This window comes from Mycobacterium sp. 1245499.0 (genome assembly GCF_001673615.1).
Taxonomy (GTDB): Bacteria; Actinomycetota; Actinomycetes; order Mycobacteriales; family Mycobacteriaceae; genus Mycobacterium; species Mycobacterium europaeum_A.
The window spans coordinates 22418-32245 of sequence record NZ_LZMG01000319.1; the positions used below are offsets into that span (position 1 = coordinate 22418).

Consider the following 9828-nt stretch of genomic DNA (forward strand, 5'->3'; position numbering starts at 1 on the left):
GCCGCATTTAGCGGCGATCTTTTTGGCGGGCGGCGTCTTCGAGAAGGTCGGCGGTTTGGCGGACGCTATCGGCGGGTTTTGTCATACGGGCCGCGAGTGCACGAGCGCGAACCGCACATTCGGGGTCGAGTATTTCGCGGAGGTCCTCAACTAGCGATTGCTGGGTCGTGGCCGAGAAAGCCCGGGAGCCACCCACTTTCATTCGCTTCACTTGGTTTCCCCAATACGGCTGATCGGCGGAGCTCCAGAGGATCAGCGTGGGGATCCCGGCGCGCAAGCTGGCCGCCGTCGTGCCCGACCCGCCGTGGTGAACTACTGCGCGGCAGGCGGGAAAGACCGTTGCGTAGTTCACGACGCCGACCACTTTGACATGGTCGAAATGTGGCACATGGCGAAAATCGTTGCCGCCGAAGCAGATCAGAGCCCGCTCGCCTATTTGGGCACATGCTGAGGCAATCATCTCGACCGTCGCGGCAGGAGACTCCACCGGTATGCTGCCGGAACCAAAGCAAATTGGCGGTGTGCCCGCGGCGATCCACGACGCGACATCCTCGTCGGCATCGGTCGTCAATTCCATTGCCAGCGCACCGACAAACGGGCGGCGGCCGTTCCACTTCGCCCACTCGGCCGCCAGGCCGGGGAAGCAGACCTCGTCGTAGGCCTGAATTTCGAGTGAACCGCGCTCAGCAATGCGCCGCGAAGAGCGGTGAGTTGCTTTCGGCAGGCCTAGCTCAGTGCGCTGCGCGTTCTCAACTTGTTTCGTCGATCGCCAAAACAGCCACTCGATCGCCGTCATGGTCGTGCGGACCGCCGGTGCGGGCGCCTTCGGAACGAGCTGGCCGTTGGCACGCATCGGAAAATGATGCAGGGTGGCCAACGGAATGCCGTAATACTCGGCGACATTGGCGGCGGCCTGCTCGAAATTCAGGCCGGTGGATAGCAGGTCCGCCCCGTCGGCCAGTGACGTCAGCGTTGTGCCCACGTCGCCCCAGTACCGGATGATCGGTTCCCAGACTTTCCGCACCACTTTGAGCGTTCCGTGAAGTGTCCAAATACTCCGGAAAAACTCCCGCCACATGTTGCGCAGAAATTCCTCGTTCAGGAAGTCGTTCACTTGCGGCCCGTACGGCACCGCCGCGAGCCCAACCGACTCAACGAAGCCCACTTGTTCGGGTGGAACGGCCAGGCGAACTTCGTGCCCTCTGCGCAACAGTTCGCGCCCGACCGCGGCGGAAGGCTCGATGTCGCCGCGGGTGCCGTAGCTCGCTAAGGCGAATTTCATCACGATCCTGGGCGTGTTCCTTCTGGCCTACGACGTACCGAGTTCAACGATTGTCCCTCGTTTCCGGGCCAATGATGGCCGTTTTGGATTGGGGCGGTTGGTCATGACGTTTCGTTCGGGGGACAAGTTTGGACTTTCAGTGTGGGTGTGGTGCGGACGCTCGAGGGCTGTAGTCGCACACGACACTACTTCTGCCGTCCGCGGGGCCCGAACCCAGCTGGCTCGTCGGACTCGGAAGTGAACTGAGCCATCCTGCTGGAACTACCAGGCACGACGCGTTAGTCTTCTGCGTTATGTCGAGGATCACCCGCGGCCTGGTCGGCATCGCGCTGAACTCAGTCCGTAATCGAAACTCGTTAGAGCCCTCGCGCCTAGCCGCCGCATACGGCTGGTTCAACGGTGACCACCTTGTGTCGCCGCCTGCGATCTCGAAGCAGCGGCACTTACTTCATACCTTGCGGTCTCGTAACCATCGCATCTTTGTCGAAGCCGGCACGTATAAGGGCGAAACGACTGCCTTCTTCGTGCCGCATGTGGACCAAGTAATCTCGGTCGAGCTGCACGATGGCCTCTACGCGGCGGCAGAGAGACGGTTCGCGAACGAATCCAAAGTCACTCTTGTCCACGGCGACTCGCTCATTGAAATCCCGAAGATCGTTGCGAACTGTTCATCCCCACCGCTGGTGTTCCTCGACGGACACTTCTCTGGGGAAGGCACAGCCGAAGGTGTGGAGATGGAGCCGGCGGAGTCCACGCTTTCGCGGCTCGCCGATGTGACTCCGGCAGGAACAACCATCGTGATCGACGATTTGCGACTTTTCGGGTCAGGGCTTTCCGGCTTTCCACAGCTCGACGCGATCACGGCGGCCGCGCGAGCCGCGTTTTCGACCGCGGTGATTCGCTCTGGCCTAGACTCGATCGTCGTCGAAATTCCTGAGAACGACCGCTAGTTTCGCTGTGGCGGGCCTTCGGCCGCCGGTTCAACAAAAGAGCTAGCGATTTTTCTTTTAACTGCGCTGTGATGGCCGAATTCGTCCAGACCGGCTGCTCCCGGGTATCCGACGAAGAATCGTTTTATGATGGTGACCGCCTAGCGAATTTTGCTGGCCCTCATCGCCCGCGCGACTAGCACCCTTAACTCAAGCAGCTTGTTCGTCACCCAGAGCAACCCTTTTGAATGGTAGGTGGCCCGAAGCTTTGCCTCGAGCGCATCCACGTCCGAGCTTGCCAAGACTGCCGGAGGATGAGTCATCGGCATGTCAAGTTCGTCTGCGGTCAACGACGCATAGATCCTGTCCCACTTCGCGTGCGTATGTGTCGCGTCGGCGTGAAAACCGACATTCCGCACCAGGTTGTGCGCAGGGGTGGCGCAAAGGCCTGAATTCGCCCATATACTGTAAAACCATCGCCAGGCCCAGGTATCGACTCTTCCCCGATACACAATGTATTCAAAGATGCCTTCCCAATGGTAACGCTCAGTCAGCGTCGAAAAATACTGGTCGAACAACTTTCTATCTCTGATCTCCGGCCACCGCGTCATTTCAACGTCATAATGTGCCCAAGCTCGCCTCCACGTGGCCCAGCCCCAGATGTGTGGGTATCGTGAGAAATAATAACTGTCAGGAATTTGACTATGCCCAAATAAGTGATTATTCCCGGAGATCATCATCACGCGCTCGTCATTCTCGTAGCGATCGAGAAGTTCAGCGCAGTAGGCAAAGAATGATGGGGAGGCGACACAGTCATCTTCCAGAATAATTGCTTTATCGACCAATTCGAACGCCCAAGTTAGACCGGAGGAGATGCGAGGACAGGTGCCCATGTTCGCCGCTGAAAAATTCTTCTGAACGTCACAGTCCCAGTCGACTTCATCGATGATCGCGCGCGCCGCTGCGCACTTCTCAGCTTCGCCAGGCTTATTTAGGCGGGGGCCGTCGGCAATCACCAACAGATTTGTCGGCTTCGCTGTTCGTATAGCTTCAAACACTTGTCTGGTAGTGTCCGGTCGGTTGAAAATCATGAAGATTACGGGGGGTGTCGCTATCACAGTCCCATCCTTGCGGTGTCCCCGAGGGGAGTGGGCGGTATGAAAATAATCAACTCCAAAGTCTTACCATGAAATGTTTTCTGACACCAAAGAAACTTCGTAGATTAGTCACCTAACTTTCCCGTGGCGCCTCAGCAATCAGCCCAATATTCGCACCCGAATCCGTGAAAATACGGTCGCAGCTGCAACAGCAATATGCTAATTTACGAAATGTGGTTATTCTGAGCATCCACGTATCCACGGTACGGGGTGGGCCGTGGCATGGCCGCGTGCGATCACTAGTGCCGGCCCATGCCGTAGTATTCAAAGCCCTCGGCCCGCAAGCGTTCAGGATCGTAGATATTTCGTCCATCGAACAACACGTGGTGTCGCATGGCCGACTTGACGCGCTCCCACGATGGCCGTTGGAACTGTTTCCACTCCGTGAGGAGGAGCAGCGCGTCGGCTCCCTCGACTGCCTCGTACATGTTTCCGGCGTATTCAATGGACTCTCCGAGGGCTTTTTTCGCCTTTTCGGTTCCTTCGGGATCAAAGGCGCGCAGCTGCGCCCCCAACGCGACCAGTTTTTTCGCGATGACCAGGGAGGGCGCCTCGCGCACGTCGTCGGTCCGAGGCTTGAAGCTGAGGCCCCAGAGCGCGACGCGCAAGCCTTCAAGGGTTTTCGGTGGGTCGCCCGCGAAACGGGAGACTACCTTTGACACAAGGGCCGTCTTCTGCTCGCCATTGACTTCCTCGACCGCGCGCAGCAGGCGCATGTCGGACCCTAGACCGTCGCCCGTATGCAGGAGGGCCTGAACGTCTTTCGGCAAACACGACCCGCCGTAACCTATCCCGGGGAATAGGAAGTCATAACCGATGCGCTTGTCCGCCCCAATGGCCTCGCGTACGGCGGCGATATCGGCACCAGCCTTCTCGCAAAGATTGGAGATCTCGTTGATAAACGAAATCTTGGTCGCGAGGAACGAGTTAGCGGCGTATTTCGCCATCTCAGCGCTCCGGACGTCGATGATGATTAGGGGGTGGAAGGTGCGGAGGAAGGGCTCATAGAGCTCGCGCATGATATCGAGGGCGCGCTCCGAGTCACCTCCGATCACTACCCGGTCCGGTTGCATGAAGTCGGCAATTGCCTTGCCCTGCTTCAGAAATTCCGGATTGGACACGACGTCGAACTCGTGCTTGGCGTTTTTGCTGATGATCGCTCGAACTTCGTCGGCAGTGCCCACCGGCACTGTCGACTTGTTGACGACGACCTTATAACGGTCCATATACGACCCGATGTCTGCGGCCGCGGAGTAGACATGGGTGAGGTCGGCGGCGCCCCCCTCGCCCATGGGTGTTGGGACGGCAATGAAGATTACGTTTCCGTGCTCGATCCCGCGCCCCATGTCGGTCGTGAAGTCGATGAGCCCGTTCTCGCGGCTGTCTGCGATTAGCTCAGCCAGACGGGGCTCATAAATCGGGACTTCTCCCGCGAGCAACTGGTCTATCTTGGCCTGATCGATATCGACACAGACGACTTCGTTTCCGCTGTCTGCGAGGCAGGCGCCTGTGACGAGGCCGACGTAACCCGATCCGATTACCGATATCTTCAAGGTGATCCCTTCAACGCCCGACTGATCGCCGCCCATACTGCCGCAACGGATGCGGTTCATGCGCCGATTTGCTTTTCCGCGTTCTGGTGTTGCGGACCCCTCACAACATCCAAGGAGCGACCGCGCGTCTTGCGTAGCTCAGACGTCGCAGTGGTTCGACGCTCGCGCGACCGTCCGTCTGAGTCGCGAAAGCTTGGCCTGTACAGGCAGTAAGCGCACCACCGTGGCGACGCTCGGCAATCGCCTCCTCATGAACCAATCTCGCTGTAGCTTGGGTGACCATGCTCCCTGTGCGCGCATGGCGTAGAACCAAAACCAGCGCGATCAACTTGCCGAAGGAAGATACCCGGTGACATCTGCTCCGACCGTTTCGGTGATAACCATTACTTTCAACGACCTCGACGGATTGAAACGCACGGTGAAGAGTGTGCGAGCCCAGCGCTACGGGGGGCGCATCGAGCACATCATCATTGACGGCGGGTCGGGGGAGGCCGTCGTCGATTATCTGACCGAACATGAGACCGGCTTCGCATACTGGCAGTCCAAGCCGGACAAAGGAAGATACGACGCAATGAACCAGGGCATTGCTCGCGCGACAGGTGATTTGTTGTGGTTCATGCACTCCACGGATTGCTTCTCAGACCCAGACGCGGTCGATGCTGTGGTGGGCGCGATCGCGGACCATGGTGCGATACGCGACGTTTGGGGCTATGGGAAGAACAACCTTGTGGGGCCTGACGGCAGTGTTCTGTTTCCTCGGCCGTACGGCTACATGCCCTTCAAGATGCGGAAATTTCTTCTCGGGGCGACAGTTGCGCACCAAGCGACCTTCTTCGGTGCTTCGCTGGTCGCGAAATTGGGCGGTTACGACCTAGAGTTCGGCCTTGAGGCGGATCAGTTGTTTATCTACCGAGCCGCGTTGATGCAAGCACCACTCACGATCAACCGTGTGGTCTGCGACTTCGACGTCACTGGACCCGGGTCGACTCAACCCATCCGCGAGCATTACCGCACTCTCCGGCGGCTATGGGACATGCACGGTTACTACCCGCTGGGGGGACGGCAGACCTCCTGGGCTTACCTACGCGTGAAGGAATACGCGATTAGAGCCGATCTTGCCGCTTTCAACACGTTGAAGGCGTTGAAAGCGAAGGTAGCCAAGGGGAAGCCGATGCGAGCTTCGTCAGCGCAAAACGAGACCCGCATCGCTTGAGACGACGAAGCCCTTACGTTCGCTGACGTAACTGGATCGAAGCGCGGTCCACCGTCCAGTGGCGGCGCGGGCAGCGTTGCAGTCAACATCTAAGGGAATGCACCGTGAACTCCGCGAGATCGCTTTGCACGCGGCATGTGTCCTGTACGTTAAAAGCCGGCAGAGAGGCGCTCTCGCGGCAATCCATGCTCCGGATAGTCTCGCGACCGCCCGGTCCTAGCAGCACCATGAGGAGCGAGACCGCGACGATGATGGAATGGCGGACCTGTGGTGACCAGCATGCACCGACGAGAGCCGGAATCCGGTGAAGCGAGCAGTCATAACCGGAATCACCGGACAGGACGGGTCTTATCTCACCGAACTTCTGCTGAGCAAAGGGTACGAGGTCCACGGGCTCATCCGTCGAGCCTCGACGTTCAACACCTCGCGGATCGATCACCTTTACGTAGATCCACACCAACCGGACGCACGGCTTTTCCTGCACTACGGCGACCTGACGGACGGCACCCGCCTGGTCACCCTGCTCAGCACGATTGACCCTGATGAGGTGTATAACCTTGCGGCGCAGTCACATGTGCGGGTTAGCTTCGACGAGCCGGTGCACACCGGCGACACCACGGGTATGGGATCGATTCGACTGCTTGAAGCCGTCCGGCTTTCGCGCGTGAATTGCCGTTTTTACCAGGCGTCTTCATCGGAGATGTTTGGCGCGTCGCCACCACCGCAGAACGAGGAGACGCCGTTCTATCCGCGATCTCCCTACGGCGCGGCGAAGGTTTACTCCTATTGGGCGACGCGGAACTATCGGGAGGCGTATGGCTTATTCGCGGTGAACGGCATCCTGTTCAATCACGAATCACCAAGGCGTGGTGAGACTTTCGTGACTCGAAAGATCACAAGAGCCGTGGCGCGGATAAAGGCCGGTGTCCAGTCGGACCTCTACCTCGGCAATCTCGACGCGGTGCGCGACTGGGGCTACGCGCCCGAATACGTAGAAGGGATGTGGCGGATGCTGCAGGCGCCTGAGCCCGAAGACTTCGTTCTGGCGACGGGACGCGGCTATACCGTGCGTGAGTTCGCGCAGACCGCATTTGATCATGCCGGACTCGACTGGCAGAAGTACGTCAAGTTCGACGACCGCTATCTTCGGCCCACTGAGGTGGATTCGCTGATAGGCGACGCGACGAAGGCCGCTCAGTCACTGGGATGGAAGGCCGCGGTGCACACCGGCGAACTGGCACGGATCATGGTGGATGCCGATATCGCTGCGTTGGAGTGCGACGGCAGGCCTTGGATCGACAAGCCAACCCTGCCCGGGTGGAGCTGACGGTGCGATGAACACACCGCTCGGAATGCTTGATCGCGCAACTCCAGTATATATCGCGGGGCACCGAGGACTGGTCGGATCCGCCCTAATGCGAAGGTTTCAAGCCGAGGGATTCACGAACCTTATTACCCGGTCACACTCCGAACTCGACCTTACGGATCGCTCCGCAACCTTCGACTTCGTTTTGGAATCGAGGCCGCAAGTCATCGTCGATGCAGCGGCCCGGGTCGGCGGCATTATGGCCAATAACACCTATCCGGCCGATTTTCTTTCCGAGAACCTCCAAATCCAGGTCAATGTGCTCGATGCCGCCGTCGCCGCTCGGGTGCCCCGGCTGCTATTTCTCGGGTCATCCTGCATCTATCCGAAATACGCGCCACAACCGATTCCCGAAAATGCCTTATTGACTGGCCCTTTGGAGCCCACAAATGACGCGTACGCAATCGCCAAGATTGCCGGCATTCTTCAGGTTCAGGCGGTTAGACGCCAATACGGTCTGGCGTGGATTTCGGCGATGCCGACGAACCTTTATGGGCCGGGCGACAACTTCTCTCCCTCGGGCTCCCATCTGCTGCCGGCGCTCATCCGCAGATATGAAGAGACTAAAGCCAGTGGCGAGCCTGAGGTGACGAACTGGGGGACAGGTACCCCGCGGCGTGAACTGCTGCACGTTGACGATTTGGCGAGCGCGTGTCTGTACCTTTTGGAACACTTTGATGGTGCCAGCCACGTCAACGTGGGTACCGGCATCGACCACTCCATCAGCGAGATAGCCGACATGGTCGCCGCGGCGGTGGGTTATACAGGCGAAACTAGCTGGGACGAAACGAAACCGGACGGTACGCCGCGAAAGCTGCTCGACGTGTCACTCTTGCGGGAGATGGGATGGCTGCCCAGCATTACGCTGCAGAGCGGCATTGCGGCGACGGTATCCTGGTACCGCGCGAACGCAGAAGCGGTGAGGCAGTAAGTGTGTGACATCCCGCGCCTTGACGAATCGGTCGGTCCGTCTGCGTGCGGCCGGCGCATCCCGTCGCCGATGTGTGGTGCGCCGTTCGACGGCTGAGTGAACGCCGAACATCCGGCGTCGCGGGCAGATTGGATGGGCCAATCGGCTCGTCGGCGCATATTCGCGTGCTAATGTGGCGCGGTGGAATTCTTTCGCAATGTTCGCCTGATCGCCCGCAACGTCAGTATGGAGACTTTGCGTCACTTCGATCGCAAACGCCTGCTAATCAGTCAACTCGAAGCGCTAAAGGTGAATGTTGTTATCGACGTCGGCGCCAACTCAGGGCAGTTTGGTACGTCATTGCGGCGCGCGGGATATAAGGGCCGCATTGTCTCATTCGAGCCATTACCCGAGCCTTTTGCACAATTGCAGCGCAAAGCCGCCGACGATCCATTGTGGGACTGTAGACAATGCGCGTTGGGTGACGCCGAACAAACAATTACGATCAACGTCGCAGGGAACGCCGGCGCAAGCAGTTCTGTCTTGCCCATGCTCAAGAGTCATCAGGATGCTTTCCCGCCGGCAAATTACATCGGTACAGAAGAAGTGCCCATACATAGGCTGGACTCCCTGGCTCCCGAATTTTTGAAACCCACCGACGTGGTGTTCCTCAAAATCGACGTCCAGGGTTTCGAGAAAGAGGTGCTCGCAGGCGCAAAAGAAACGGTGAACGACCGCTGCGTCGGCATGCAGCTCGAGCTGTCTTTCCTGCCCTTGTATCAGGGGGACATGCTCATTCATGAATCGCTCGAACGTGTGTACGCGTTGGGCTTCATACTCACGGGCTTGCTGCCCGGATTCACCGATCCGCGCAACGGGCGGATGCTGCAAGCGGACGGCATTTTCTTCCGTGGCGACAATTGACCGCGCCGCACAACCCTCACGCCGTGACGAAACGACCGGCTTGACTCAGCGGGCGGATTTCGTGGGCGGAGATTGTTCGGAAGAAGGCGAACACCAGGCGGTCCGCTGCTAACGTGACAGGGGCCATGACCGCGCCTCTGTTCTCGATCATCGTGCCCACCTTCAACGCAGCGGCGACAATCCGAGCCTGCCTGGAAAGCATCGTCCACCAGACCTACGACGACTTAGAACTGGTTATCGTCGACGGCCGGTCGACGGACGAAACCCTCGACGTCGCGCGCAGCTTCGGCTCCGACCTCGGTGCCCGGCTCGTAAAGAGTGTCGTCGGCGCCGAGGAACAGAAGCCATTCCCCCGTGGCCATCTGGACACCGCGGTTCATGGCGTCGTAGGGGCCGTCATCGGGACCACTGTGAATGACGAGCCGGGCACCGAGGTCGGAGCCGAAGCTGCGCGCGACGTCGAGGGTTTCGTCCGTCGACCGGCCGTCGACGAT

Annotated in this window: 8 protein-coding genes and 2 pseudogenes; 6 read left to right on the forward strand and 4 right to left on the reverse strand. The window is 59.2% G+C overall.

The genetic code is table 11. The annotated features are described in order from the left end of the window. Positions 1–7 precede the first annotated feature (7 nt). A complete protein-coding gene (locus A5646_RS19410; RefSeq protein ID WP_067023541.1) occupies positions 8–1282 on the reverse strand; it encodes a glycosyltransferase in 1275 nt (424 codons plus the stop codon). A 293-nt stretch (positions 1283–1575) separates the two neighbouring features. On the opposite strand from A5646_RS19410, the gene A5646_RS29100 reads away from it, so the two are divergent. Further along, a complete protein-coding gene (locus tag A5646_RS29100; RefSeq protein WP_156765651.1) occupies positions 1576–2232 on the forward strand; it encodes a hypothetical protein in 657 nt (218 codons plus the stop codon). Positions 2233–2372: 140 nt separating this feature from the next. Here A5646_RS29100 and A5646_RS19420 read toward each other — a convergent pair whose 3' ends face one another. Both A5646_RS19420 and A5646_RS19425 read right to left on the reverse strand, forming a co-directional pair. Continuing rightward, entirely contained in the window at positions 2373–3329 is a 957-nt protein-coding gene (locus A5646_RS19420; RefSeq protein WP_231998386.1) for a methyltransferase type 11, read from the reverse strand. A gap of 278 nt (positions 3330–3607) precedes the next feature. Further along, on the reverse strand, positions 3608–4981 hold the full coding sequence (locus tag A5646_RS19425; protein ID WP_231998387.1) for a UDP-glucose/GDP-mannose dehydrogenase family protein: 1374 nt from the start codon (positions 4979–4981) through the stop codon (positions 3608–3610). A gap of 289 nt (positions 4982–5270) precedes the next feature. Here A5646_RS19425 and A5646_RS19430 point away from each other — a divergent pair, with 289 nt between their 5' ends. The 5 genes and pseudogenes from A5646_RS19430 to A5646_RS30055 all read left to right on the forward strand — a co-directional run. Beyond that, entirely contained in the window at positions 5271–6134 is an 864-nt protein-coding gene (locus tag A5646_RS19430) for a glycosyltransferase family 2 protein (protein WP_067023561.1), read from the forward strand. A 304-nt stretch (positions 6135–6438) separates the two neighbouring features. After that, on the forward strand, positions 6439–7461 hold the full coding sequence (gene gmd / locus A5646_RS19435) for a GDP-mannose 4,6-dehydratase (RefSeq protein WP_067023564.1): 1023 nt from the start codon (positions 6439–6441) through the stop codon (positions 7459–7461). A 7-nt stretch (positions 7462–7468) separates the two neighbouring features. Then, positions 7469–8431: a GDP-L-fucose synthase gene (locus A5646_RS19440; protein WP_067023566.1), complete on the forward strand. Its 963-nt coding sequence runs from the start codon at positions 7469–7471 to the stop codon at positions 8429–8431. 180 nt (positions 8432–8611) lie between these two features. Further along, a complete protein-coding gene (locus A5646_RS19445) occupies positions 8612–9334 on the forward strand; it encodes an FkbM family methyltransferase (protein ID WP_067023568.1) in 723 nt (240 codons plus the stop codon). Between the two features lie 125 nt (positions 9335–9459). Further along, positions 9460–9606, forward strand: a pseudogene (locus A5646_RS30055) (glycosyltransferase); the annotation flags it as partial. A 27-nt stretch (positions 9607–9633) separates the two neighbouring features. Here A5646_RS30055 and A5646_RS30060 read toward each other — a convergent pair. Continuing rightward, positions 9634–9828: pseudogene (locus A5646_RS30060) on the reverse strand (glycosyltransferase); the annotation flags it as partial.

Coding starts and splice junctions, on each gene's coding strand:
- A5646_RS19425 (WP_231998387.1), bottom strand. CDS start 4,981: ATGAACCGCATCCGTTGCGGCAGTATGGGCGGCGATCAGTCGGGCGTT.
- A5646_RS19440 (WP_067023566.1), top strand. CDS start 7,469: ATGAACACACCGCTCGGAATGCTTGATCGCGCAACTCCAGTATATATC.
- A5646_RS29100 (WP_156765651.1), top strand. CDS start 1,576: ATGTCGAGGATCACCCGCGGCCTGGTCGGCATCGCGCTGAACTCAGTC.
- A5646_RS19410 (WP_067023541.1), bottom strand. CDS start 1,282: ATGAAATTCGCCTTAGCGAGCTACGGCACCCGCGGCGACATCGAGCCT.